Origin of the sequence: Pseudomonas sp. IT-93MI4 (genome assembly GCF_949767635.1) — a bacterium.
Lineage (GTDB): Bacteria > Pseudomonadota > Gammaproteobacteria > Pseudomonadales > Pseudomonadaceae > Aquipseudomonas > Aquipseudomonas putida_A.
This window is the reverse complement of record NZ_CATKPP010000054.1, coordinates 169,740-191,652: the sequence shown is the minus strand read 5'-3', so window position 1 is coordinate 191,652 and position 21,913 is coordinate 169,740. Positions and strand designations below refer to the sequence as shown.

Sequence of the window (21,913 nt, the reverse complement as noted above, 5' to 3'; positions counted from 1 at the left end):
CCAAGGTACTGAATCGGCGGCAGGGTCTGCACAAAAGCAGTCGTTTGCAGCAGGAAAAAATAAGGTGGCGCCCGCTTTCGCGAGCGACACCTTCATCCCCTGCCCGCTAATCAGGCCTTCTTGTCCGCCTCTTCCAGCGCTTTTTCAGCGTTGAACCCGTCGAAGTTCTCGAATACGCCCAGAAAGCCCGGTACGGTCACTTCTCGCGCCCAGTCGCGCTGTAGTTCGCAGTACATTTGCACCCGGCTGATGAGCTTCGCGCCCGCCTGTTCCATTCTGCGCAACGCCGCCTCGTGCGCGGCGAGCGATGTGCCGCCGACCGCATCGACTGGCACATAAACGTCATAACCTTCCTGGATCGCGTCGAGCACCGGGAATGTCAGGCACGCTTCGGTCCAGAGTGCAGTCATGATCAGCTTCTTGCGCCCGAGCGCCTTGACTGCCTGCTTGAATTGCGTGTCCTCCCAACTGTTGATCGATGTGCGGTCGTAGGTCGGAAGATGGCCGAGCACCTTTTGCAACTCCTGGATCGGCGGCTTGTTGCGGCCGGTCGCGACATTGACTGTCGAGTGAATGATCGGAAGGTTGTAGTTGACCGCCGCCTTCGCAACGCTGGTTATGTTGAAGACGAGTTCATCACGCGGCATCGAGCGGATCGAAGAAACCTGAACAGGCTGATAATCGATGATGATCAACGCCGAGTTTTCCGGGGTCAGTAGCTGATCGGTATGGGGGTTGCGGAGAGTCTCGCTTGCCATTGGCAAATCCTTTTCATGGGTGACGCACGTTTGTGAATCAGGCCGGAGCCTGTGCGGGTGATGGGTTCCGGGACACGTGCGAATGACGCCATGCTCGGAAAATCCATTGTGCTGTTCCCATGTTTGCCGCAGTAGTAGCATTGCGCGACGTGCTGTGTCGCGAAAAGAGGAACGCAAGCGTGGATATCGAAGAACTGCAGACCTTCGTGGAAGTGGCTGATGCCGGGGGCATTTCGCAGGCGGCTCTGCGTCTTGGCGTGTCAAAATCGATCGTCAGCCGCCGCCTGGCTCGGCTTGAAACCGAATTGGGTGTGCAATTGCTGGCACGCTCCACTCGCGGGGCGGCGCTTACCGAGGCCGGTGCGACGTTCCGGGACTACGCCGCCAGGGTTTGCACCGAGATCGACATCGCCAAGGAAACGATCCTGCCCGCCGGCGCCCTCCGCGGCCGCTTGCGCGTGGCCGTGCCGCTGTCGTTCGGCCAGAGTCACTTCGCCCCGATGCTGGCAGAAATGGCGCGTCGGCATCCGCAGCTGCACATCCAGACCTGTTACAGCGATCGCTTCGTTGACCTCATTGCCGAGGGCTACGATTGCGCCATCCGGGTGGGCTATATGCAGGACTCCAATCTGATCGCCAGACGGATTGGCCCGGTCTACGCCAAGCTCGTCGCGAGTCCCGCATACATCAACGCGCACGGCGAACCCCACACGCCGGATGAACTGATTGCCCATCAGGCCCTCATGCAGGGCACCGAAGCTTGGCAATTCATGGATGGCGACAAAGTCATCACGGTTCGTCCGCAAGGCCGCTTCAAAGCCGACAACGGCATCGCCCTGGTCGCCGCCGCGACCGCAGGCCTGGGTGTCGCCTACCTGCCCGATTGCCTCACCCATGAATACGTGGCATCCGGCGCATTGGTGCCGATCATGACAAACCATCCTCCCCCTCCGGCCGGTGCCTACATCATCCGTCCGCCGGGTCCGCACCCTGCGCGCAAAATTCGTGTGCTCACTGAACTGCTGATCGAGTTCTTCGGCGAAACGCCACACCTGGCGGTGCAGCCGCTGTCACATCAGGATGATGCGCTGGTGTGAGGTTGGGCTAAACGAAAGAGACAGACATTCATCTTTATCCGCCGTTCGCGTCGGGCAGCGTCCGGTCAACGCGACTCGATAATTCCCAACCGAGCGTGCATCATCGCCACGATCCCGTCGTGGTATCGAAGCCATCAGTGCAGAACCTGCCCGTCCGCAAAACGAGCCATTTGAAACGGAAGTCATCTCATGTTCGAACGTAACAAACTCGTTCCGGAGTTAATGGTCACCAACCTGGATAGCAGCCTGGCTTTTTGGGTTTCTCGTCTGGGGTTCAAAGTCGCTTATCAACGCCCGGAAGATGGATTTGCATATCTTGATTTGAACGGTGCTCAAGTAATGCTTGAGCAGATTGATTCCGACGCGGGGCAATGGCTGATTGCGCCGTTGGCCAAGCCGTTTGGAAGAGGCATCAACTTACAGATTGATGTTGAGGCTGTCGCACCCATCATCCAAAAACTTGATGAGGCTGGATGTCCACTCTATCGAGAATGCAAAGACACTTGGTATCGGGCTGAAAATGTAGAAGTAGGCCAGCGCGAATTCATCGTCCAGGATCCCGACGGTTATCTCGTAAGGTTGGTAGAGCGGTTGGGGGAGAGACCGGCTTGCCCGTTCTGAAACCGAGCCAAGCAGTCCGTCAACTTCGGGCCGGTGCAGGCCTTCACGACAGGCAGCAATCGGCCAGAAGCGGGCATCGGCAAGCGACCGCTGTTGCCTAATAGCGGCCGTTGTGGAATGCCAGGAAACGACCGATAACTGCCTTCGATACGCGACTTTCGCCCGGCAGCGGCTCGATTGTAAGAATATGGCGGAGAGCTGCAAAACCGCCTACGCTTATAGAATGATTCCTCGAACACCTTGCCCATCTGGTGGTATAGAGCCGAGAGATCTGACTTCCTTTGACCGTCCACTTAACACCCACCCGGACCGACCCGCGCCTATCGCCAGCAACTGCCCCCTGAATCCGGTCCACACGACCAGCAGTACGGCGCAACGGGTAAAAGCCAGACCCAGTCCCCCCACCTGTCGTTCAAAAGCGACCGATGCCGCAGCACCTCTGGAAACGGGGGCGCTGTTCACGTTCTGCCATGAGGTCAATCCGTATGTATCGGCCGAGCACGATTCCTTACCAGCAGCATCTAGGGTTTAGCCGAACCTTCACTCAGGGGCATTTGAGCCTTGGATTATTCTTTCCCATGGAGGCGTTCGACGGGGACACTCCGAGCATGCTCAACCAGGTCACACTGGCTAAACAAGCCGAGGCGCTGGGCTTCTGCGCGCTCTGGTTTCGCGACGTGCCGCTTCGCGACCCTGGCTTCGGCGATGTCGGCCAAGTCTTCGACCCCTGGGTTTACCTGGGTTATATGGCCGCCCATACCTCGGAGATTGCACTTGGCACCGCCTCCATCGCCATCCCGCTGCACCATCCCCTGCACACGGCCAAGGCGTCAGCCAGCGTCGATCAGTTGAGCACTGGTCGCTTGATTCTGGGGGTTGCTTCGGGAGATCGGCCAGTGGAGTTTTCGGCGTTTGGCGTCGATCCCGAAAGGCGTGGAGAGATCTTTCGAGAACACTACGAAGTGATTCGCCGCGCCCACAGCACCAGTTTTGAGCCCATCCACTGGAGCACTGGCGAAATGCACGGCGCAGACCTGATTCCGAAACCCACCACCCAATTCATTCCAATGCTGGTGACCGGCAACAGTCGCCAGTCACTGGATTGGATCGCGCGTGAGAGCAACGGATGGATCAACTATCCACGCATACCGAATATGCAGCGGCTGGTCGTGGAAGATTGGCGGCTGGAGGTCACCAGGCAATGTGGCTCTGTGTACAAGCCCTTTACTCAGTCGCTGTACATCGATCTCGATGAGAATCCGTCCACGCCACCCACACGTATCCATTTGGGGTTCAAACTTGGACGTTACCATCTACGGTTTTTGCTGGAGTCGCTTGAGGAAATCGGCGTGGACCACGTCATTCTCAATCTCAAATATGGCAAGCGCCCTGCGGCGGAGGTTATTGAGGAATTGGGTACGCACATCGTTGCGCAGTTCGGAGTGCAGCCGCGTCCGGCAGCGCATTGAATATCGGTCACTGCTACGCCGACGGATGCTCACTTGACGAAGCCATCGTGAGCCTCCTCGAACTGAATGGAACTTCCTGCTGGATTTGCTTAACCGGGCAGCTTGGCCGCAAGGACGTCAACCTTCTCGATTGATGGCGGTTCGGCAAACAGCTCGGCAGCGTTTGCCATAAGCGCCGCCGCGACCTTGCCCGAAAGATGAGCCTGCCGGCCCGCTTCATCCGGGAATGCGTCAAAGATGCCAAAGGTGGACGGCCCCAAGCGGATTCCAAACCAGGCTGTAGTGGCTGGCTCCTCCTCCACTAAAGGAAGGCCGCTCAAGAGAAAGCGCTCCACCTCATTCTCTTTCCCAGGTTTTGCTTCCAGACGAACGAACAACGCTACTTTGACCATGACGTGGCTCCTGTTGTTACGGTGCGGCTGGTGCTATCTGGTCGCAATAGCTAAAAGGGGCATCCGGCAATTAACTATGGTCGACGACACCAGGATTACAAACCCAAAGAGACCAAGGGTAGCGTCGCATGTCGCTCGGACACTGAGAATGACGTAGTGGGCAACGTGCAAGCCGCAGACCAGCCGCTTGATCACTTTTCCCGAGCTGTGGCCTGATAATAAAGACTCAACGATATCTGAAATTCAGGAGAACATAACAGATCATGGTTACTGTCAGGCCGACCAATATGTACTCGACACGCGGTAGAAATATAACTAACCCACCTAAAGAAAGCACGATCAAGGTGTTTTGCAGTATGTATTTCCTTATTCGACTCACGGCTATGAAATAGCCATATTGCTTCCCCAGGAAAAACAATGCCATGCCGATGATCGACATGATCTGGAAATCGCGCATCGCAATGTCATTCAGGATCGCATGCCTGATCAAATTTGCCAGGAGTGCCAGCCCCATAAAAAGAAAAAGGTGCGAGTAGATCAAGGCGTGCCCACTCATACTGCTGTGATTTTTGCTCAGCAGGTAAAAGCTATCAAAATAGATCCACCAGATACTGCAAATCATGATGAATCCGGTGATGGCCGCCATCACATTGTAATAACCCCATTGAATGTTAGATAAGCCTCCGGAAAGGCTAATAATTGACTCCCCCAATAAGATTAGGGTGAGCAGGCCTATGCGCTCAACCAAGTGTTCTGTGTGTGCTGGCAACGGCTTTAGTTTAGTCCAGAAAAATACAGGAAACAGAATATCAAGAACAATCCCAATATAAGCAACAAGGTAACGCAAGGGCGGGTCAAAAATAACCGATGAGAGACTAATGACTGCGCTAATTAAAAGGGCGAAGCCGAGCCTAGAGGAGAGCTCGCCGCGAGAATCGAATTTACTTATGGACGAAATGTACATGATGCTGATGATGGCACGTATGCCAAAATAGCAGGCAATAATAAGCGGGTAGTTTACTTCCAGATCTTCCCCGATCCGTGCCGATAGCACAATGAGAAGGAGCATTATGAATAATGTTGCCAAACGGTGAGGATTGCTGTCTGTATCAAACCTGTTGGAGTAAATCGTGTGACTGGACCAGATCCACCACAACGGTACAAAAAGCAGCAAGAATGTCCATAATTGCTTATGTTCAAAGTGCCCGTCATGAACATGTCCGAGAGTGTGCGTAACCTGGCCTATCGTCACAACGAAAGTCAGGTCAAAAAACAACTCCAACCATGTGGCGTGTCGATTTTTTTCATAATACTTCAAAGATTTCATTAGCTGCCGGCTCCGTGTACACCTCTTTAAAGTAGAAGGAAGCTAACGCTGGTTTGCCCTCGGCTCTGGTGTGGGTGATGCCGGGCCGATGTCGCAATCTAGCGATTTCGTCCGCGCACTAACAGAAGCTCAATCATCTGACTCATCTCGTTGAACTCTGGGACCCCGTCATAGCGAAGCCCGTCAAAGTAAAACGCCGGAGTACCGTTCACGCCGCTGCGTACACCGCCATTGAAGTCGGATTGTATTTTGGGGATGTAAGTGTCCTCTCGCATGGCAACGTCGAGTTCCTCGCTGGAAAGGCCGTGTTTTAGAACAATGGCGCGATACAGCGGCAGGCCCAATCGATCCTGATTTTCGTACAATTCGTCGTGGGCCTCCCAGAAGAATCCTCGACTCCCGGCATACTCAGCGGTGACCGCTGCACCCAATGCATGGGGGTGAGCGGTGGTCAGAGGGAAGTTACGGAACACAAACAGCAAGTCATCGCGAAAATGCTGTTGCAGATTCTTGACCATCCAATAAGCTTCACCGCAATAGGGACATTCATAGTCGCCAAATTCGACCAAGGTGACCTTGGCATGCGCACTTCCCTGGCGATGGTCGTTGGCACTTACCGGGACTTTGAGAGTGGCCATGTAATCACCTGTTAATTTTTGGTTGGCGTGCTTTGTGGTGAATTCGCCAGAGCATCCAGCGCATCCAGAATGCCGTCCGCCCCAGGGTTGATTGCCATTGGTGAGATGTAGCTCCAGGCGACCACCCCCTCCTTGTCAATCACGAACAGTGCCCTCTTACAAACTCCGAGCTGGGACTCGTACGCTCCATACTGTCGTGCCACCGCCCCTTTGGGCTCGAAATCGGCCAGCAGGCTGAAGTGGAAATTTCGATCTTTGGCAAAGGCCTGATGACACCAGGCGCTGTCAACCGAGATACCCAATAGCACCGCACCGTATTCTCTGAAGGTGGGTAACAACTGGTTGTACAAGGTCAGTTGGTCACCACACACCGAAGTCCAGTCAGCGGGATAAAACGCCAATATCACGGGATTTCCCTTTAGCTCACGCAGCGACAACTGTTGATCAGGGGTTGCGTGAAGAGTGAAGTCGGGCGCGACAGTACCGGCCGGCAGCGGACCCTGAACCAGGTCGCCATTGGTTTTTTGTGCATCATCGAACTCTAAAATATTCATTGCTTGAACCTTGATAGATGGGTGGTTGGGACGTGCTCAGTGGGATGCGACGTGCCCGGCGGGATAACTCCATCCACCATCAAGGGGTTCAAAAAAAGACAACGCTGCCTCGATCTCAGCCTGAGCCTGAGTGATTTCGGCAGCGAAACGTTCACGTTCCGCATCAAGGAACACAAGAAGATCCGCCGTGTAATCGCGGAATTGGATTAGGCCAGGTTGGCAGGGGAATGGTCAGATTCGCTCTGGCTCACCAATGACTATAGTCGTTGATGACGCTTGCCGTAGTAGCTGAACGAATTTTCGGAACCCTCCAGTGCCAACAACACTCACGCGCTTATCTTGCTGCCATTTCAGGCGGCGTTTTAACACGATGATTTTGTCAGCTATTTCGCAACTTCAGACAAATCTACATCTGCTTTCTGGACGACAACTGCTGCCCGTTACGACAAGCAGAAATCGACCAGTGGCAGACAATGAACCGCCTTCAGGTCGACAGAATAAAGGTTGATATGAGAAATGCTCTGGGCAAACGAGTCGTTGTCATCAGTGCCGGCATCGTGGGCACTTCGCTGGCGTATCACCTAGCTGATAAAGGCGCGAATATCATCTTGGTTGAGGCTGAAGGTAATCAAAGATGCGGCTCGTGCAGCGATGGTGCTGTACCTAACGAATAGTCGAGATCGGTCTTCGGGAAGCTGAGCGGTAGCCTTTGCGAATATTGTCACTGACCGCTTTTGGCCGGAAGCAGACGATCGGCGCGCTGCATGTGTGAGGAACATTTCTTTAAGGGAAAACCCTCATTGTTGGGCCTACGTCACGCTACTAGCATGAACCTCGGCAATCGGCCCATTCGTAGGAGAAAACCCATGACTACCTTGCAGAGTGACGACAAGCGCCCCACTCCGGATCAGGCGGAGGACAATGCCTTTTTCCCCTCCCCACACTCGCTTAGCCAATTTACCTCGCCAAAATCTGATCTGAGTGATGCGGATTACGCTAATCCCTACCGAGGTGGCCGCTGGAAGATTTTGCTGATTGGCGCCGATGAGCGCTACTTACTGACCGACAACGGAACAATGTTTTCCACCGGTAATCACCCAGTCGAGACGTTGTTGCCCATGTATCACCTCGACAAAGCCGGTTTCGCGTTCGACGTTGCGACCCTGTCAGGCAATCCAGTGAAATTCGAGTTCTGGGCCATGCCTAGCGAAGATACCGAGGTAAAGGATTTCTACGCCAAATACCGTGAGCAGTTCAAAAAACCTTTGAAGCTGTGCGAAGTGGTTGAGAAGGCGCTGGGGCAGGATTCGGATTACATCGGCGTTTTCATACCTGGCGGGCACGGCGCGCTGATTGGATTGCCGGAGAGTGCCGACGTGAAAGCGGCTTTGCATTGGGCAATGACCAACGACAAATTTGTGATTTCCTTATGTCACGGCCCAGCAGCAATGCTCGCGGCGGGCATTGGTGAGTCAAGGAATTCCTACATATTCAACGGCTACAAGATCTGCGCATTTCCAGACAGTCTCGACGCAAAGACGCCCGACATAGGGTATATGCCTGGGCATCTGACGTGGAAATTTGGTGAGCAGTTGAAATCCTTGGGAGTTGAGATCATCAATCAGGATATTTCAGGTGCGACGCTCCAAGACCGCAAGTTGCTGACCGGCGACAGCCCATTGGCAGGCAACAATCTGGGCAAGTTGGCAGCTGAAGCATTGTTGAAAGAGGTTGCATCGGAGTGAGCGACGGGCCGGCCGAAACAGCGATGCGCGCTGCTCTGGAGATAGAGACGGCGCGCACGCTTGAATCAATCAAGAAATCCGTCAGGGGTTTCGCCACACCCTACGGTTATGATCGATTCGTGCTGTTTTCTGCATCGACGGCAAGTGAGGAAGTGGTTGAGCATATCTACTGGGTCGAAGGCGATTGGTTCGATAACGGTCAAGCGGTGGATGCCGAGACTTACGTTCGACATTGTCCGGTGACTCGTCACCTTTTGAATGCTCGGCAATCCTTCTTCTGGCAGAAAGAGCAGGTCAAGGGAGAAGAGCGTTACCGGATGATTCGTTCTCCAGGTGGACCAGGAATTCAGGGGTTGCAGGTGCCAGTTTTTGGTCCACAGGGGCTTGAGGGCGCAATGAGCTTGGGGGGGGAGCCGGTGGATGGGAGCGCGCGGGTGCGCTTGGGACTCAGCTTGGTTGCGACGGCCGCTTTTTTCGCGGCTCGGCGGTTGCTTGAGGCGCCATTGGACGAAGCGTTAAGAACCCTTTCCCCGCGAGAGCGCGAGGTCATGGAATGGACGGCTGCCGGAAGACGGCAAGCGGATATTGCAGCGACTCTCGGTTTGTCGGAGCGTACAGTTGAAAATCACCTGCGCTCAGCACGCCGACGTCTGGGCGTGACAACGACAGCACAAGCCATCAGGATGGCCATTCGTAACGGCGAGATCGATGGGTAAGGACGCGGCAAGATCGAGTGCTAGACGGTTTGGACTTCCGAGTAATTTCCTCATCAACTGATCTGAGTGTCCACTGTTGGCCGCAAGCCGCCACTCCCGACCGCCTGCTTTTGGCCGATAGCTGCCAGCCAACGTCAACTATTTCCAACTCAGCGCAGGCATTACACGGGATGGCGTTGGATTTTCTTCAGACGTCATTCAAGCCGTTCTTTCGGCATCCTCACGCCCGGTGTTCAAAATACCTCTTGGCACGCTCTTCAATTTTGATGAGCGATGGAATTCACCAGTACTGAATTCCATCCGGTCATCGCGGCCCCTGCACCCGATTCATGTGGTGTGCTGAACCAGTGATCACAAATACCAGCGATACTCCCGCGCACTGATCTCTTGCATGAACGCCAGGTGATCCTGACGTTTGTTCTCGCAATACACGTCGACAAACTCGGCGCCCAGTCCTGCACGCAGTTGCGGCTGATGCTGCAGCGCGAGCACGGCGTTGAGGATTTCCGTCGGGAAATCGATGCCGCTGTTGCGGTCATCGTTGAGGGGCGGGATCGGCTCCTTGCCGGTTTCCAGACCATGTTCCAGGCCCACCAGAATCGCCGCCAGCACCAGATACGGGTTGGCGTCGGCGCCGGCCAGTCGGTATTCGATGCGCAGGTTTTTCGTGTCGGATTCAGGAATGCGCAGGCAGGCGTCACGATCCTCGTAACCCCAGCTCGCCTTGGTCGCGGTGTTTACCGTGCCGCTCAGGCGGCGCATGGCGTTCTGGTTCGGGGCGAAGATCGGCATGCTGTGCGGCAGCAGATCCAGGCAGCCGGCCACCGCGTGGCGCAGTGCTTGCTGGTGATTGGCGGCCAGCAGGTTGTTGCCAGCCGCGTCATACAGGCTGACATGCACGTGCATGCCGCTGCCTGGATGTTCCACGTAGGGTTTGGCCATGAAACTGGCGCGATAGCCGTGCTTGAGCGCGACTCCACGGGTGCTGCGACAGAACAGCGCCGCCCAGTCCGCAGCACGCAAGCCGTCGTCCAGATGGCCGAAATTGATTTCGAACTGCCCCGGTCCCAGTTCGGCGGTGATCACCGTGGCGTCGATGCCCTGAGCTCGCGTTGCTTCCACCATTTCGTCGAGCACTGGGGCGAAGCGCGACAGACGCTCGATGTGCATGTTCGGCTGATCATCGGCGTCGTCGGTCAGCTCGTCGCGAGGGAATTGTGGCAGGCCGTCGCGCAGTTTTTTGTCGAACAGATAGAACTCCAGTTCGAAGGCCACCACCGGGTGAATGCCTTTGCCCGCCAATCGATCCAGTACCTTCGCCAGCACTTCGCGGGGTTCGAACTCGATCGGTTTGGCGGTGCCGTCGGAGGTAATCAGCATCTGCCCCAGCGGTTGTGCTTCCCAAGTCACGGGCTTGAGTGTGCCGGGCACCAAGCGGCGCACGGCGTCCGGGTCGCCGTCGTTGAAGCAGTAATCGCCAATCTTGAACAGTCCGCCCTGCACGCCGAGCAGCACGCAGTTCTGCGGCAGTTTCAGTGCGCTGCCCGCCGCGACTTTTTCGAGCATGTCCACCGGATAGCGCTTGCCGTAGAAGTGCCCCGGAATGTCCAGGGAAATCAGGTCGACATAACGCACCTCGGGGTAGCGTTGGCGAAACGCGCGCACTTCGGCGAGCAGGTCAGAGCAGACAGCGTCCATCGTGTTCATCCTTTGTTGTTATCAGGTGTAGACCCAGAGCACACGGGTGAGCTGCCCGGTGAGGTTGCCGTAGCGACAATGGGTGTGACTGTCGAATTGAAAACTGTCGCCGGCCCTCAAGGTGACCGGCTCGTCGTCGTTGCCCAGCCACAAGGTCAGTTCGCCTTCGAGCACATAACCGCCCTGCTCCGAGCTGTCGCTCATGTGGCGGTCGCCGCTGCTCGCGCCCGGCTCCAGATGACTTTCGAGCATCGAGAACGAGGCGCGCATTTGTGGCGACACCAGAATGTCGGTGATGCCGTTGGCGTAATACAGCGTGCGGCGCTCGTCCGGGCGGGTTACCCACGGCAACTCCTTGGGCTTGGGCAGACTGTAGAAATAAGTGGTCGGCACGCCGAGGGTTTCGCTGATTGCGGTGAGGTCGGCCACAGTCGGGCGCGACAGCCCCCGTTCGACTTGCGAGAGAAACCCCACCGAACGGCCGATTTTGTCGGCCAGATCCTTGAGGGTGTATTTCTTGTGCTTGCGCAGGTCGTGGATCAGGATCGCCAGCGCGGCGATTTCTTCTTGCTTGTTCATGATCAAAATCTCATCAAATGCTGTCGCGCAGCCGATACCAGGCCTTGCCGATGGCCTCCAGCGGTGCGGCGAAGTGCTTGCCGCCGGGGAAACGGCCATTGCTCAGGCCCTGGTACAACGCCAACTCATCGTCCTTGCCGAGAATCGCATCGGACACCGCACGGGCGGCGGCCAGCGTCGGCAACACGCCGTGCCCCGAATAACCCTGAAGCCAATAACGATTGCCCTCGCCGCCGACATCCGGCGTACGGTTCATGGTCAGATCGATATGCCCGCCCCAAGCGAATTCCACCTCTACACCTTTAAGCTGCGGAAACACGCGTTCGAGAAACGGCCGAGTCGCCGCCGCAATGTCCTTGGGCATGCCGCCCAGATAGGTGCAGCCACCGCCGAACAACAAGCGGTTGTCCGGCGTGCGACGGAAGTAATCGAGAACAAACTGGTTGTCGGTCACGCAGACGTTACTCGGCAGCAGCGCGGTGGCTTGCTCCGGTGTCAGCGGCGCGGTGGCGACTTGATAAGTGCCGACCGGCAGGATGCAGCTGGAGAGTTGCGGGTCGAGCTCATCGAGATAGGCGTTGCAGGCCAACACCAGCACGTCGGCCTTCACCGCACCGCGCTCGGTATTGACCCGGAAACCGCTGCCCTCCTGCTGATAACTCAACGCTTTGCTTTGCTCATGAATACGCCCGCCGGCACGCTCGATGGCGGCAGCCAGGCCGAGGGCGAGTTTCAGCGGATTGAGGTGCGCGCCTTCGGCGTCAAAGAGGCCGGCCTGATAACGCTCGCTGGCGACCCATTGCGGCAAATCTTCGCGAGGGATGAACTGCAGACCGTCGTGGCCCCACTTGTGACTGGCTTCGTGTTGCCACTCAGTCAGCAGGCTGACCCGGCGCGGCATCACCGACGTCCACAAATGGCCGGGGCGATAGTCGCAATCGAAACCATGCCGCCCGGGCAACTCACGCAGCTCCTGCGCGGCCCAGCGCATGCCGTCCCACAGACGCCGGGCGCGCTCATGACCGAGCGCAGCTTCCAGCGGCGGCATGTCGCACGACCAGCCCAGAATCGCCTGCCCGCCATTACGCCCCGAGGCGGCCCACGCCACGCGGCTGGCCTCCAGAACGGTGACGCGCTTGCCGGCCAAGGCCAGACGCAACGCGGTGTGCAGCCCACTGAAACCGGCACCGATGATCACCACGTCGGTGTCGTGCGCACCTTCCAGTGCCGGTCGTGTGCTGAGAATATCGGCGCAACTGTGAGCATAATAACTGGCGACATGCTGTTGGGATTGCTGAAACATTCGGCGCCTCATGAAATTTATTTCTTATAATTTCATGAAAATCTACAGAACAAATTTCATATCGGCAACCGACAACTGAATCACCCACACAGATCAATGCTCCAGCGCATAACGCCGGCAATGCTCCAGATAACCTTTCTCATGTTTGCCAACCAACTGCACAACACTGGTCCACAGCCACGACGGTGCATCCAGCGTCTTCGAGCGGCACGCTTGCAGTTCACGCATCCATGACGCCCGGGTGCTCATGTCCATCTGCCGGGCATGGGCCAGCCCCACGACCCGGGCCAGATAGCCGGCGGCGAGCTTCGCGTCGGTCTGGCTCAACTGATCCAGTTCCAGTTTCATGTCTTGAGGCAGCAGTTCGCGGATGAAGAAGCCATGGTCGAGCACGCGGGTGGCGATCATCCGATTGCCCAGGCCCGGGGAGAGAAACCGCGCACCTTCGACCACGCGTTTGCCGTTGTCGCGCGGCATCGCGGCTCGCGCCACCCGAGGTGCGGCGGCGGCAATCGCTTCCTTGATATCCAGCAGGCAATATTCCTGATCGTCGCCCTCGCCCACCCCCAGCAACACCGCATAACGCTTGAGCCCCAGCGAACTGCAGCCTTTGACCCAATAGGCCGAGTCGAGCATTTTCACCCGGTCGTCCTTGTTGCGGCCCTTCAATGAGGTCACCAGCGTGTGCAGGTCTGGCGTGGCGCAAAGGGTCTTCAGCGCACTGCGTTCTTCCCGTGACAGCGACCAGAAATGCTTGCCCAGCGGAATGGTCGGTTTGGTGCTTTCAATGCGTTCCTGCGCCAGATGCTTCCAGGTGCGCTGCACCGCGCTGCGCATTCCGGCCTTCACTTGCGCAGGTCTTGGCGGCTCCTTGTCGACATCGTCTTCGAACGCCTGCTCATAGCCGCGCATCATTTCTTCGAGCATCCGTGCGGTGGCCACACCCGGTAGATCCGAGCCACGGGCGGCGGTGGCCAGAGACAGCGCCAGACGCACCAGATCATGCGCGGGGTTGCCGATAACGGTTTGGTCGAGGTCGCGGATGTGAATGTCGATGCGCCCCTTCAGATCGCCGGTCGGCCCGAGATTGCCGGCGTGACAATCGCCGCAGATCCACACCGCCGGCCCCTTCGGTAAGTTGCGGCCCGGTTGGCTGTGCAGCCACTCATAAAACTGCACCGTACTGCCACGGACATAGGCGTGGGCGGAGCGAGCCATTTTCAGATTGCGCAGTTGCGACAGCGGTTCAAGACGTGCGGAGGGCCGTGGGGTTTTCATGGACGCTTCTTGCAGAGAATGTGTCCTGTTGACCGCCCGTCACGAGCAAATGTTTCAAAGTATTACAAAGGCAACTCAACCCGCGCCAGCAAACCACCGCTGCTGCGATTGCTCAAACTCAGTTCGCCGCCCTGCTCGCGCACAATCGCCCGCGCCGCCGACAGCCCGAGCCCGACCCCACCGGTTTCCCGGTTGCGCGAGGTTTCCAGGCGGAAAAACGGGTCGAACACCCGCTGCAACGACGCTTCGGGAATCCCCGGCCCGTTGTCACTGACGTCGATGCACACGCTGTAACCGTCGCTGCTCAGAGCGATAGCCGGCTGCTGCGCGTACTTTTCGGCGTTTTCCAGCAGATTGACGATCACCCGTTTGATCCCCAGCGGCCGGCCCTCGTAGACCAGATGCGCCGGGCCGGTGAAATCGATGGCAATGTTCTGGTCGCGGTAGTCGTCGATGATCGTCTGCAACAGTTCCGACAGGTCGAACGCGGTGCTTTGCTCCGGCTGAGTGTCTTCCCGAAAGAACGCCAGTGCCGCGTTGATCATCGACTGCATTTCTTCGATGTCGCGGATCAGTTTGCCCTGATGATCAAAGTCCTCCATGAACTCGCTGCGCAGGCGCATACGGGTCAGCGGTGCGCGCAAGTCATGGGAAATCGACGCGAGCATGTGCGTGCGTTCGCTGATGTAGTGCTGAATCTGCGCCTGCATGGTGTTGAAGGCGATGATCGCCTGGCGGATCTCGTCGGGGCCTTCGACTTTGATCGGCGGCGCACGCAGATCTCCGCCAAAACGCCGGGCGGCGCTGGCAAAGCGTTGCAGCGGTTTGGCCAGTTGCTGCGTGGCCAGCCAGGCCACCAGCACGGTGGCGATCAGGCCGAGGGCGATGATGATTGCGATGCGCGTGCCGATGTCCAGGCCCCAGGAGCGTTCGGGCGAAGAGAACAACAGCCAACTGGCATCCGGCAGTTGAATCAGCGCCGCATAGCGCGCCAGCGGACTGCCGCTCGGCCAGTCAGCGGGATTGAACACCCGAATGTCTCGCTCATCGCCCAACAACTGATGCAACCCCGACGTCTTGTTGGCGATGAGCTGCGTGCCACCTGCTGGCAATCCAAGTTCGTCGCGGTGCGCACTCCAGGTCACCTCCTGCGTCGGGCCGGTTGCCGCGTGCGCCAGTTTCGGGCGTAAAGGCGCCGGTGCAGCCTCGATCACTTTGACGGTCGCGGCAATCTGCTCCAGCAACCCGGTACGTTCAATCGGTGGCCGCGCCCAGGTCCCGGCAACCTCGACGAACAGGAAATTGAGTGCCAACGACGCGAGCATGGCCGCGACGATGGTCAGCGCGATCCGCCGACTCAGCGGATCACGGCGCAGGAATCGACGGATCATGAACGCGTGACCTTGGCGGTGAACATATAACCGCCGTTACGCACGGTGCGGATCAGGTCCGGGCGTTTGCTGTCCGGCTCGATCTTGCGCCGCAGGCGGCTGACCTGCACGTCGATACTGCGATCAAAGGCGTCGTGGCCCTGACCACGAGACAGGTCGATCAATTGTTCGCGGGTAAGAATGCGCTGCGGGTGTTCGAGAAACACCACCAGCAGATCGAACTCGCCGCCGGACAGCGGAATCATCACGTTTTCCGGGGAGCGCAACTCGCGACAGGTGATGTCCAGATGCCAACCGGCGAAGGCGATCACCGGCCGTGACGGCTCGCTCGCGGGGCTGACCTGCTCACCGGCGCGGCGCTGCACGGCGCGCAGGCGCGCCAGCAATTCACGCGGGGCGAACGGTTTGGTGACGTAGTCATCGGCGCCCAGTTCGAGGCCAACGATCCGGTCGCTCAATTCGCCCATGGCGGTCAGCATGATGATCGGAATGCCCATCTGCGCGCGCACTTTCTGGCACAGGCTCAGGCCACCTTCGCCGGGCAGCATCAGGTCGAGAATGATCGTGTCTGGGCGCTGCTGGGCAATTGCCGCCCACATCGCTGCGCCGTCGGCGGCGACATCGACCTCGTAGGCATGCTGGACGAAGAACTTCTTCAGCAGGGCGAGAATTTCCACGTCATCGTCGACGATCAGCAGTCTGCTCACGGGCACAGGATCCTCAGGCCAAAAAAGAACGCATCTAAAACTATTCTGGCGGGCGGGTCATATATTTCAATCGAGCAACATTCCGTCGCCCCGGACATCAATCGGACATTCTGCGGCAAAACCCCTCAGGCACCCTGCACGCCATCGACAACCGGGGGGCTTTCAATGAGCGCATTGCACAACCGTTATACCGCCGAGGGCCACGACGCCCGCTATCCGTTGATTCTCAGCCAGCGCACCAGCGCGCCCGAGCAGGATACGCCGCTGTTGTTCCAGGAGTTCTGCCTGGGCCTGTCAGATGATCAAAGCCGCATCGTCCTGCGCCGCTATTTCGAGCAGTACGGCCCCAGCGATTCGCAATGGGTCGAGTACGTGCATTCGATTCCGACCGCCGACCTGATCCAATGGATCATGAGCCACGGCCGGCTGCACATCGAATGCTCGGACAACACCCCGCCGCTCTCCTCCCCAATCACGGCCCGCGCTTGAACGACGCGGGGTAAAAGCGCAAAACAAGGATTCGCATGATCAGAAGCCATTGCTTGATGTCGGTGCTGTGTACGGCGTCCCTCAGCCTGTCGGCCTGCAGCAGCAAAACCGTCGAACCGCAGAAGTACACCGGATTCCTCCACGATTACAGCGTGCTCAGCGAGCGCCAGTCGCCATCGGGGCAGACGGTGCTGGGTTGGGTCAGCCCGGCGCTGGCGCGGGGCCGTTACACCCAGGCCTATCTGGCGCCCAGCCAGTTCTACCCCGGCGCCGTGCCGACCGAGCGGATCCCGCTGAGTACGCTGTCCGGCGTCACCGACTACTACGACGCCGCGCTCAGGCTGGAACTGGGCAAGGTCATGCGCCTGGTGTCGCAACCCGGCCCGAACACCCTGACGGTCAGGCCGGCGATCACCCGCGTCGCCGCCAGCACCCAGGGCCTGCGTTTTTATGAATGGCTCCCGGTGACCTTGATTGCCGCCGGCGTGAGCACCGCAACCGGCATCCGCGATCAGGACAGCGAAATCACCACCGAAGTCTCGTTCGAGGACGGCACAACCGGCGAAGTGGTCGCCGAAGTCGTGCGCAAGGGCATCGGACTACCGCTGGAAAACGACAAACAGGTGCTGACTGCCGATGACGTCAAAGCGGTGCTGGACGGTTGGGCCAGTGATCTTGGGAAGTCCTACGTGGCGACCCGTCGTTAGCCGAGCGACTTTTTCAGCTAGCCTTGCTCACTGAATGTGCTGACCTATTCGCGAGCAAGCCCGCTCTCACAGGGGAACTGCATTCCAATGTGGGAGCGAGCCTGCTCGCGAAAGCGGTGTGTCAGGCAACTAGTCACTAGAGACTTTCAGCGATCGAAAACACCGTAGACAAGGTCTTGAGCAATCTGCCGGGTTACCAGTTGTTCAAGGACACCACCACACGCTTTGCCGGGATGGAAAACCCCGACGGCTCGAAGGTCGGCCTGATTGCCGAGGAACAAGGCTGGCGCCTGTGTCTGGTGGTGGAAAGTCTCGATGACTGGATGACAGTGTACATGCCGGATGGCGGAACGGCCGGTGGCACGGCGGGCGAAGTGCGCTTGCTGCAGGCCCGCGAGGTGATCATTACCGAGCTGTCGTGGCTGACCATGGCCGCCGGGTTGCGCCGTGGCGGACGCGGGATGCTGGAGCAGATGCAGCCGTGGTTGCCGAAAACCTGAAAACCACTACTCGCTGCTCAAAATGCCATGGCAGATCAAACCCAGCACACCGCGCATGTGTTCGGCATGTGCTGCCCGGTCCGGCTCAGGCTCGGTCGCCAGACGGATAAACGCCATGTTCGCGTACTGGTTGAACAGCGTCGCCGCCACATCGAGATCGACTGACGCCCGCACCTTGCCCTGCGCTTGAAAATGCCCGAGCAGCGCCTTGGTCTCTTCGATCACCGCCGCATTCCACGGACTCAACGCCTGAGCCAGTTCGCCCGTGAGCAGAAACGGCGCCAGTTCACGCCACAACGAGGCCGGCATCGCTTGCAGTTGATAGTCGGTCATCAAGCCTTCGAACTCGCACAGCGCCTCCAGCGGATCACTGTCGTCGTCCAGATTGGCCCGCGCATCGCGCATCGCCTGCTCGTCCGGCTGCTTGAGCAAGGCCAGCAGAATCTCCTGTTTGCCACCGAAATAATTGACCACCGTCGGCGCGGAAACCCCGGCCTGGACCGCGATCTGGTCCAGCGTGGTGGCCGCAAAACCGTTGGTCTTGAACAACTCCAGCGCTGCCTGCGCGATGACTTCCCTGCGCTGTTCCTTTTGCCGTTCTCTGAGCCCGCTCATGGTGCTGATGTCCTGTCTTGCTGATCGGCGTCAGCCTACGGACTTATTTTTTCACCGACAAATATTTTCTTTACAAAAATTTTTTTAAGTGACAAATATTAGCCGTGCACCGCTGGAATGAACGCGCACCCACTTGCCCCGTTTCTCTGGAGAACCGCCATGTCCGCCGAATTCGATCCGACCCGCAGCACCCGCGATTATCAGGCCGCCGACGCCGCCCACCACATTCACGCGTTCGTCGATCAGAAAGCCCTCAATGAGGAAGGCCCGCGGGTGATGGTCAGCGGTGATCGCCTGGCGCTGTGGGACAACGACGGCAATCGCTACCTGGACGGCATGTCCGGCCTGTGGTGCACCAACCTCGGTTACGGGCGCAAGGACCTGGCCGCTGCCGCGACCGCGCAGCTGCAACAACTGCCCTACTACAACATGTTCTTCCACACCACTCACCCGCAGGTGATCGAGCTCTCCGAGCTGTTGTTCAGCCTGCTGCCCCAGCACTACAGCCACGCGATCTACACCAACTCCGGCTCGGAAGCCAACGAGGTGCTGATCCGCACCGTGCGCAAGTTCTGGCAGGTGATGGGCAAACCCGAGAAGAAAATCATGATCGGCCGCTGGAACGGTTACCACGGCTCGACCCTGGCTGCGACGGCGCTGGGCGGCATGAAATTCATGCACGAAATGGGCGGCACCATCCCTGACGTGGCGCACATCGACGAGCCGTACTGGTTCGCCCACGAAGGTGATCTCAGTCCGGAAGAATTCGGCCTGCAGGCGGCGCGGCAACTGGAAGACAAGATCCTCGAACTGGGCGCCGACAAGGTCGCCGCGTTCGTCGCCGAACCGTTTCAGGGTGCCGGCGGCATGATCATTCCGCCCGCCACCTATTGGCCGGAAATCCAGCGCATCTGCCGCAAATATGATGTGCTGCTGTGCGCCGACGAAGTCATCGGCGGTTTCGGTCGCACCGGCGAATGGTTCGCGCACCAGGCCTTCGGTTTTGAACCGGACACCCTGTCGATCGCCAAAGGCCTGACCTCCGGCTACATCCCCATGGGTGGGTTGATCCTGTCGCGACGCATGGCCGAGGCGCTGGTGGAAAAAGGCGGCGTGTTCGCTCACGGCCTGACCTACTCCGGCCACCCGGTGGCGGCTGCGGTGGCGATCGCCAACCTCAAGGCCTTGCGTGATGAAGGCGTCGTCACTCAGGTGAAAAACGACACCGGCCCGTACCTGCAGAACTGCCTGCACGAAGTGTTCGGCAACCACCCGCTGGTGGGTGAGGTTCAGGGCGTCGGACTGGTGGCGGCATTGCAGTTCGCCGAAGACAAAGCCACCCGCAAGCGTTTCGCCAACGAGAACGATATCGCCTGGCGCTGCCGCACCATTGGTTTTGAGGAAGGCCTGATCATTCGATCGACGCTGGGCCGGATGATCATGGCCCCCGCATTGATCGCCACGCGCGCGGAGCTGGATGAATTGGTCGACAAAACACGAATCGCCGTGGATCGCACGGCTCGCGAATACGGCGTACTGTAACGCATACCCCTTGTAGGAGTGAGCCTGCTCGCGATAGCGGTGTGTCATTAACATCGATCTAAACTGATCGACCGCTATCGCGAGCAGGCTCACTCCTACAAGGGAATCAGGTATGCCTTGAACTCAGCACATCGGCTCAATCCGGCACGGATGATCGTGCCCATCATCAGAGACCTTCCCTGATTGTCGGTCCCTCACGATGGCTCCCTCAACACCACGCTTTGCGTTGTTGGCACTGCTTTGCGCAGCGAGCGACAGTGCTTTGGCCAATGACTTCTTCGACGATGCCAAAACCGAAGTGCTCAGCCGCAACTTCTTCCTGAGCAACGACTACCGCTCGCCCTCTTCCTCCGGCAAAAACTATAAACAGGAATGGGCCCAGGGTTTTATCGGCACGTTCACCTCTGGCTATACACCGGGCACTGTCGGACTCGGCATCGATGCCCACGCCTTTCTCGGCCTGAAACTCGATGGCGGCAAAGGACATTCCGGCACGGGTCTGTTGCCGGTCGACAGCAATGGTCGCAGTGAACCGAACTACTCCAGCGCTGGCGGCGCGTTCAAACTGAAAGTTTCGCGCACCACCCTCGCGTTCGGCGAGATGACCGTGGAAACGCCGGTGTTCGACACCTCGGACAAACGCCTGCAACCGGAATACGCCACAGGTTTGCTAGTGAACAGTCGTGAAATCGACAACGTTAACTTCACGGCCGGACACTTCACCGCATTCAAGAATCAGGACAGCTCCTCAGGGCGCGGCGACTTTTATGGTTACGGCGCCAACACCGAAGCCGGCGGAATCAGTTTTCTAGGCGTGGACCTGTTCGGCGACAGTCCGGTCGGTGGATCGCTTTACGCCTCGGACCTGAGCGACACCTGGCATCAGTACTACGCCAATCTGCACTTCAAACAGTCCGGCCTGTTGCTCGATGCCAACCTCTACCACACCCGCGATACCGGTCGGGCGCTGGCCGGCGCCATCGACAACACCGCGTTCAGCTTGTCCGGCAAGTACAGTTTCGGCCCGCACGCGGTCATGCTCGGCTGGCAACGCATCAATGGCGACACGCCGTTCGATTTCGTGGGCGGCGACTCGATCTACCTCGCCAACTCGATCAAATACGCCGACTTCAACGGCGCCGGCGAACGCTCCTGGCAAGCACGCTACGACCTCGACCTTGGCGCTTTCGGCATCCCTGGCCTGACCTTCATGACCCGCTACGTCTCCGGCGACCACATCGACGGCACTCACGCGCCCAAGGGCGGCGCGTACAACCCGTTCGATGCCGAGACTGGCGACTATCAGCCGCAGCAAGGCGCTGGCGGCAAGCATTGGGAACGGGATATCGATCTGAAATACATCGTGCAATCGGGCACGGCGAAGGACCTGTCGGTGCAGCTGTCGCATGTCTCGCACCGGGCCAACGAGGCACAGGCCGGGGATGATATCGACCGGATTTATTTAGTGATTCAGTACCCGTTGGGGTTCTGATGGCTGGTGGTTAAACCCAGCCTCTGGCCCGATGTCGCCCTACGAATCCATCGACTGGAAAACCAATCCCCTGTGGGAGCGAGCCTGCTCACGAAAGCGGCGGATCAGTCGACATAGACGTTGAATGACTTACCGCATTCGCGAGCAAGCCCGCTCCCACAGGGGGGATTGGGTGAGGTTTGGAATATTGCGTAATTGGCGGAAGGCAGCCGGAGTCGAACCTGCCCGGGAACGGATGCCGTCCCCAACCGGGTTTGAAGCCCGGCCGCGCCACCGGGCGCGATTGCCTTCCTTT

The 21,913-nt window shown here is 58.4% G+C and carries 22 protein-coding genes, 1 tRNA gene and 1 pseudogene; 11 read left to right on the top strand and 13 right to left on the bottom strand.

Annotation, left to right across the window (positions count from 1 at the left end; translation table 11 throughout):
* Positions 1-110 precede the first annotated feature (110 nt).
* Positions 111-758: a hydrolase gene (locus ACM6I7_RS19970; protein ID WP_115984686.1), complete on the bottom strand. Its 648-nt coding sequence runs from the start codon at positions 756-758 to the stop codon at positions 111-113.
* 179 nt (positions 759-937) lie between these two features.
* On the opposite strand from ACM6I7_RS19970, the gene ACM6I7_RS19965 reads away from it, so the two are divergent.
* From ACM6I7_RS19965 to ACM6I7_RS19955, 3 genes are all read left to right on the top strand, one after another.
* Entirely contained in the window at positions 938-1,855 is a 918-nt protein-coding gene (locus ACM6I7_RS19965; protein ID WP_183779805.1) for a LysR family transcriptional regulator, read from the top strand.
* A gap of 189 nt (positions 1,856-2,044) precedes the next feature.
* Complete coding sequence (locus tag ACM6I7_RS19960; RefSeq protein ID WP_414889118.1) at positions 2,045-2,476, top strand: bleomycin resistance protein; 432 nt, start codon at positions 2,045-2,047, stop codon at positions 2,474-2,476.
* Positions 2,477-2,961: 485 nt separating this feature from the next.
* Positions 2,962-3,945, top strand: a complete 984-nt coding sequence (locus ACM6I7_RS19955) for an LLM class oxidoreductase (protein ID WP_414889117.1) — start codon at positions 2,962-2,964, stop codon at positions 3,943-3,945.
* Between the two features lie 89 nt (positions 3,946-4,034).
* On the opposite strand, the gene ACM6I7_RS19950 is transcribed toward ACM6I7_RS19955, so the two are convergent.
* The 4 genes from ACM6I7_RS19950 to ACM6I7_RS19935 all read right to left on the bottom strand — a co-directional run bounded on the left by ACM6I7_RS19950 (position 4,035) and on the right by ACM6I7_RS19935 (position 6,856).
* Entirely contained in the window at positions 4,035-4,337 is a 303-nt protein-coding gene (locus ACM6I7_RS19950; RefSeq protein ID WP_027614304.1) for a putative quinol monooxygenase, read from the bottom strand.
* A gap of 226 nt (positions 4,338-4,563) precedes the next feature.
* Positions 4,564-5,664: a low temperature requirement protein A gene (locus ACM6I7_RS19945; RefSeq protein ID WP_247267463.1), complete on the bottom strand. Its 1,101-nt coding sequence runs from the start codon at positions 5,662-5,664 to the stop codon at positions 4,564-4,566.
* A 98-nt stretch (positions 5,665-5,762) separates the two neighbouring features.
* A complete protein-coding gene (locus tag ACM6I7_RS19940; protein ID WP_150370647.1) occupies positions 5,763-6,302 on the bottom strand; it encodes a DsbA family protein in 540 nt (179 codons plus the stop codon).
* A gap of 11 nt (positions 6,303-6,313) precedes the next feature.
* The gene (locus ACM6I7_RS19935; protein ID WP_150370648.1) at positions 6,314-6,856 is read right to left on the bottom strand and encodes a redoxin domain-containing protein; all 543 of its coding nucleotides are present in this window, start codon (positions 6,854-6,856) and stop codon (positions 6,314-6,316) included.
* A 509-nt stretch (positions 6,857-7,365) separates the two neighbouring features.
* On the opposite strand from ACM6I7_RS19935, the pseudogene ACM6I7_RS19930 reads away from it, so the two are divergent.
* The 3 genes and pseudogenes from ACM6I7_RS19930 to ACM6I7_RS19920 form a co-directional block, all read left to right on the top strand.
* Positions 7,366-7,479, top strand: a pseudogene (locus ACM6I7_RS19930) (FAD-dependent oxidoreductase); the annotation flags it as partial.
* A gap of 243 nt (positions 7,480-7,722) precedes the next feature.
* Positions 7,723-8,601, top strand: coding sequence for a glyoxalase III HchA (hchA, locus tag ACM6I7_RS19925; RefSeq protein WP_414889116.1), 879 nt, complete (start codon positions 7,723-7,725; stop codon positions 8,599-8,601).
* Positions 8,602-8,624: 23 nt separating this feature from the next.
* Entirely contained in the window at positions 8,625-9,317 is a 693-nt protein-coding gene (locus tag ACM6I7_RS19920; RefSeq protein ID WP_219737903.1) for a PA1136 family autoinducer-binding transcriptional regulator, read from the top strand.
* A 351-nt stretch (positions 9,318-9,668) separates the two neighbouring features.
* Here the strand turns inward: ACM6I7_RS19920 and ACM6I7_RS19915 are convergent, their stop codons facing one another.
* From ACM6I7_RS19915 to ACM6I7_RS19890, 6 genes are all read right to left on the bottom strand, one after another.
* On the bottom strand, positions 9,669-11,015 hold the full coding sequence (locus ACM6I7_RS19915; RefSeq protein ID WP_414889115.1) for a glutamine synthetase family protein: 1,347 nt from the start codon (positions 11,013-11,015) through the stop codon (positions 9,669-9,671).
* Positions 11,016-11,036: 21 nt separating this feature from the next.
* Positions 11,037-11,594, bottom strand: coding sequence for a helix-turn-helix domain-containing protein (locus ACM6I7_RS19910; RefSeq protein WP_400758275.1), 558 nt, complete (start codon positions 11,592-11,594; stop codon positions 11,037-11,039).
* Between the two features lie 13 nt (positions 11,595-11,607).
* Complete coding sequence (locus ACM6I7_RS19905) at positions 11,608-12,897, bottom strand: NAD(P)/FAD-dependent oxidoreductase (protein ID WP_414889114.1); 1,290 nt, start codon at positions 12,895-12,897, stop codon at positions 11,608-11,610.
* A gap of 93 nt (positions 12,898-12,990) precedes the next feature.
* Positions 12,991-14,175 carry a DUF2252 family protein gene (locus ACM6I7_RS19900; RefSeq protein WP_414889113.1) on the bottom strand — a complete coding sequence of 395 codons (1,185 nt, stop codon included), beginning with the start codon at positions 14,173-14,175 and terminating at the stop codon, positions 12,991-12,993.
* A gap of 62 nt (positions 14,176-14,237) precedes the next feature.
* A complete protein-coding gene (locus ACM6I7_RS19895; protein ID WP_346650260.1) occupies positions 14,238-15,566 on the bottom strand; it encodes an ATP-binding protein in 1,329 nt (442 codons plus the stop codon).
* The gene (locus ACM6I7_RS19890) at positions 15,563-16,273 is read right to left on the bottom strand and encodes a response regulator (protein WP_027614282.1); all 711 of its coding nucleotides are present in this window, start codon (positions 16,271-16,273) and stop codon (positions 15,563-15,565) included. The genes ACM6I7_RS19895 and ACM6I7_RS19890 overlap by 4 nt, the downstream gene beginning before the upstream one ends.
* A gap of 165 nt (positions 16,274-16,438) precedes the next feature.
* Here ACM6I7_RS19890 and ACM6I7_RS19885 point away from each other — a divergent pair, with 165 nt between their 5' ends.
* The 3 genes from ACM6I7_RS19885 to ACM6I7_RS19875 all read left to right on the top strand — a co-directional run bounded on the left by ACM6I7_RS19885 (position 16,439) and on the right by ACM6I7_RS19875 (position 17,969).
* A complete protein-coding gene (locus ACM6I7_RS19885) occupies positions 16,439-16,762 on the top strand; it encodes a hypothetical protein (RefSeq protein ID WP_007967036.1) in 324 nt (107 codons plus the stop codon).
* Positions 16,763-16,797: 35 nt separating this feature from the next.
* The gene (locus ACM6I7_RS19880; protein ID WP_414889112.1) at positions 16,798-17,469 is read left to right on the top strand and encodes a DUF3313 domain-containing protein; all 672 of its coding nucleotides are present in this window, start codon (positions 16,798-16,800) and stop codon (positions 17,467-17,469) included.
* Positions 17,470-17,645: 176 nt separating this feature from the next.
* Complete coding sequence (locus ACM6I7_RS19875) at positions 17,646-17,969, top strand: hypothetical protein (RefSeq protein WP_256584842.1); 324 nt, start codon at positions 17,646-17,648, stop codon at positions 17,967-17,969.
* Between the two features lie 6 nt (positions 17,970-17,975).
* On the opposite strand, the gene ACM6I7_RS19870 is transcribed toward ACM6I7_RS19875, so the two are convergent.
* Positions 17,976-18,584 carry a TetR/AcrR family transcriptional regulator gene (locus ACM6I7_RS19870; protein WP_096796743.1) on the bottom strand — a complete coding sequence of 203 codons (609 nt, stop codon included), beginning with the start codon at positions 18,582-18,584 and terminating at the stop codon, positions 17,976-17,978.
* A 159-nt stretch (positions 18,585-18,743) separates the two neighbouring features.
* On the opposite strand from ACM6I7_RS19870, the gene ACM6I7_RS19865 reads away from it, so the two are divergent.
* A complete protein-coding gene (locus tag ACM6I7_RS19865) occupies positions 18,744-20,126 on the top strand; it encodes an aspartate aminotransferase family protein (RefSeq protein WP_414889111.1) in 1,383 nt (460 codons plus the stop codon).
* Positions 20,127-20,325: 199 nt separating this feature from the next.
* The gene (locus ACM6I7_RS19860) at positions 20,326-21,618 is read left to right on the top strand and encodes an OprD family porin (protein ID WP_414889110.1); all 1,293 of its coding nucleotides are present in this window, start codon (positions 20,326-20,328) and stop codon (positions 21,616-21,618) included.
* 196 nt (positions 21,619-21,814) lie between these two features.
* Here the strand turns inward: ACM6I7_RS19860 and ACM6I7_RS19855 are convergent.
* Positions 21,815-21,910 (bottom strand) — tRNA-Sec (locus tag ACM6I7_RS19855).
* Positions 21,911-21,913 lie beyond the last annotated feature (3 nt).

What these genes read in the sequence shown, in the direction of transcription:
- ACM6I7_RS19960 (WP_414889118.1), top strand. Translation starts at nt 2,045, where the DNA reads ATGTTCGAACGTAACAAACTCGTTCCGGAGTTAATGGTCACCAACCTG.
- hchA (WP_414889116.1), top strand. Translation starts at nt 7,723, where the DNA reads ATGACTACCTTGCAGAGTGACGACAAGCGCCCCACTCCGGATCAGGCG.
- ACM6I7_RS19880 (WP_414889112.1), top strand. Translation starts at nt 16,798, where the DNA reads ATGATCAGAAGCCATTGCTTGATGTCGGTGCTGTGTACGGCGTCCCTC.
- ACM6I7_RS19860 (WP_414889110.1), top strand. Translation starts at nt 20,326, where the DNA reads ATGGCTCCCTCAACACCACGCTTTGCGTTGTTGGCACTGCTTTGCGCA.
- ACM6I7_RS19955 (WP_414889117.1), top strand. Translation starts at nt 2,962, where the DNA reads ATGTATCGGCCGAGCACGATTCCTTACCAGCAGCATCTAGGGTTTAGC.
- ACM6I7_RS19935 (WP_150370648.1), bottom strand. Translation starts at nt 6,856, where the DNA reads ATGAATATTTTAGAGTTCGATGATGCACAAAAAACCAATGGCGACCTG.
- ACM6I7_RS19940 (WP_150370647.1), bottom strand. Translation starts at nt 6,302, where the DNA reads ATGGCCACTCTCAAAGTCCCGGTAAGTGCCAACGACCATCGCCAGGGA.
- ACM6I7_RS19915 (WP_414889115.1), bottom strand. Translation starts at nt 11,015, where the DNA reads ATGGACGCTGTCTGCTCTGACCTGCTCGCCGAAGTGCGCGCGTTTCGC.
- ACM6I7_RS19970 (WP_115984686.1), bottom strand. Translation starts at nt 758, where the DNA reads ATGGCAAGCGAGACTCTCCGCAACCCCCATACCGATCAGCTACTGACC.
- ACM6I7_RS19920 (WP_219737903.1), top strand. Translation starts at nt 8,625, where the DNA reads ATGCGCGCTGCTCTGGAGATAGAGACGGCGCGCACGCTTGAATCAATC.
- ACM6I7_RS19945 (WP_247267463.1), bottom strand. Translation starts at nt 5,664, where the DNA reads ATGAAATCTTTGAAGTATTATGAAAAAAATCGACACGCCACATGGTTG.
- ACM6I7_RS19870 (WP_096796743.1), bottom strand. Translation starts at nt 18,584, where the DNA reads ATGAGCGGGCTCAGAGAACGGCAAAAGGAACAGCGCAGGGAAGTCATC.
- ACM6I7_RS19910 (WP_400758275.1), bottom strand. Translation starts at nt 11,594, where the DNA reads ATGAACAAGCAAGAAGAAATCGCCGCGCTGGCGATCCTGATCCACGAC.
- ACM6I7_RS19905 (WP_414889114.1), bottom strand. Translation starts at nt 12,897, where the DNA reads ATGTTTCAGCAATCCCAACAGCATGTCGCCAGTTATTATGCTCACAGT.
- ACM6I7_RS19885 (WP_007967036.1), top strand. Translation starts at nt 16,439, where the DNA reads ATGAGCGCATTGCACAACCGTTATACCGCCGAGGGCCACGACGCCCGC.
- ACM6I7_RS19900 (WP_414889113.1), bottom strand. Translation starts at nt 14,175, where the DNA reads ATGAAAACCCCACGGCCCTCCGCACGTCTTGAACCGCTGTCGCAACTG.
- ACM6I7_RS19895 (WP_346650260.1), bottom strand. Translation starts at nt 15,566, where the DNA reads ATGATCCGTCGATTCCTGCGCCGTGATCCGCTGAGTCGGCGGATCGCG.
- ACM6I7_RS19950 (WP_027614304.1), bottom strand. Translation starts at nt 4,337, where the DNA reads ATGGTCAAAGTAGCGTTGTTCGTTCGTCTGGAAGCAAAACCTGGGAAA.
- ACM6I7_RS19865 (WP_414889111.1), top strand. Translation starts at nt 18,744, where the DNA reads ATGTCCGCCGAATTCGATCCGACCCGCAGCACCCGCGATTATCAGGCC.